The sequence below is a fragment of the Endozoicomonas sp. YOMI1 genome (assembly GCF_024606345.1).
Taxonomy (GTDB): domain Bacteria; phylum Pseudomonadota; class Gammaproteobacteria; order Pseudomonadales; family Endozoicomonadaceae; genus Endozoicomonas.
On the sequence record NZ_JAHHPM010000537.1, the window covers coordinates 1 to 1,691 of the forward strand.

The following is a 1,691-nucleotide window of genomic DNA, read 5'->3' on the forward strand; positions in this document are numbered from 1 at the left end:
AGCGAGTAGGCAACGAAGTCAGAAAGCACCTGCCCATGGAAACCGGAGCAAGCACTCGTAGGTATAAACGCAACGCATGTGGTTCCATTAACCGCTTTTTGATCTGAAGTGGTTATAGTTTTCCGGACACACAAGCACGGGTAATATCAAAGCCCCTTAAGGTGTGTCCAGATGTAAATTCTTTGATCCTCCACTTGACAGCGATCTTTGCCCAGCTCCCTCTATGCTCCCTTTGGCATTGCCTTTCGCGCAGCGTGATCTTTGCGAAGTTGCCTTTGGCGCTCTACGAAAGCGGGATTTTTGCGAAGTCGCCTTTTGAGTTCCCTATGGCGCTTCCCTTTCGCGCTCTATGAAAGCGGGATCTTTGCGAAGCTCCCTTTGGCGTTCCCTTTGGCGCTCTGCGTAGGCGGGATCTTTGCAACGCTCCCTTATGTACTTCCTCTGGCGCTCCAGGTAAGCAGGATCTTTACAGCGTTTCCTTTGGTACTTCCTGTTGTATTCCGTTTTACGCGCTACGAAAGCGGGATCTTTGCGAAGCTCCCTTTGGCGCTTCCTTTCGCGCTCTATGAAAGCGGGATCTTTGCGACGCTCCCTTTGGCGTTCCCTTTCGCGCTCTGCGTAGGCGGGATCTTTGCGACGCTCCCTTTTGTACTTCCTCTGGCGCTCCCTTTTGCGCTCCCTTTTGCCCTCAATTATTGCAGAGTTATCATCAATAATTTCTTCTGCTGGGGGCGTTTGGTTATCATTTGTCGTTTGGTTCAGGTTTTGCGGGTTAACTACTGCAACTGGCCGTAAATCTTCTTCTGGGTCAGGGGGTGCGACAGGAGGATTAGTTAACGGATAATCTGGATCCGAATGGCTTGCTGATGTTGGCATCCTGATCTCAGGCTCATTCTTCGATATGCATTCCTGTTGGACCAAGGGAATATTCAGTGTCGATGATAGCGGATTATTAACAGATTTATTATCAAGATTCCAAGGTACATATTCATCAAGGGCTGATTGTGGTATCTCAGGAATATCAGTTATGAAAAAGTCTGCCTGATCGTCAAGCGTTAAAGGAATAATTTTATATTTATTCAATAAATGAAAAGAATGAGTGTTATTTTCATCTACATCATCTAATTCATTAGTGTAAACAGAGAAAGAATCTTTCATTGTTTGAACAGGCATGCCTTTATACGTCGGATGTTGTTCGCTGGCAGAAAACTGACACGTATGGTCTATTAAATCTAATGAGTCGAAATAGGGATCAGAAGAGTCAGGATTGACTGAAGGTAGCAGGTTGGATCTATACATTGAATTATTGAATAATTAACTTATTGAACTGCTGCTTAAGACCTCTCATTCTTATAAAAGTTCAGCAGAGTGAACAATGTCACAATCTGGCATTACTTCGCTGTCATCCTGTACAGTGGTTTTACAGGGAAAGTACAGGATCCATTTCACATGGATGTGAACATAATGCAGTTCCTCAAAACCCAGTTCATGAAGATTGAGGACATAATCCACCGCTGTTTTATAGCTATTATGTGGAGTAACAGGAATATCCAGCTCCTGAATTCGTATCATAAATGCATAACCTCTGTAACCAGAGGGTTGCCACAGAAATACCTTTGAAATGAATCAGAACTCAGGGGTACTCTGTTAAGCAACCAAACCAAACAGAGGACGCCACGGATGGCCTTTAA

General features: G+C 44.6%; 2 protein-coding genes. Both read right to left on the reverse strand.

Features of this window, described 5'->3' with window-relative positions:
* Window positions 1-324: 324 nt before the first annotated feature.
* On the reverse strand, window positions 325-1,299 hold the full coding sequence (locus KDK15_RS19005) for a hypothetical protein (protein WP_257296970.1): 975 nt from the start codon (window positions 1,297-1,299) through the stop codon (window positions 325-327).
* Window positions 1,300-1,350: 51 nt separating this feature from the next.
* Window positions 1,351-1,572, reverse strand: a complete 222-nt coding sequence (locus KDK15_RS19010; protein WP_257296971.1) for a hypothetical protein — start codon at window positions 1,570-1,572, stop codon at window positions 1,351-1,353.
* Between the last annotated feature and the right edge of the window lie 119 nt (window positions 1,573-1,691).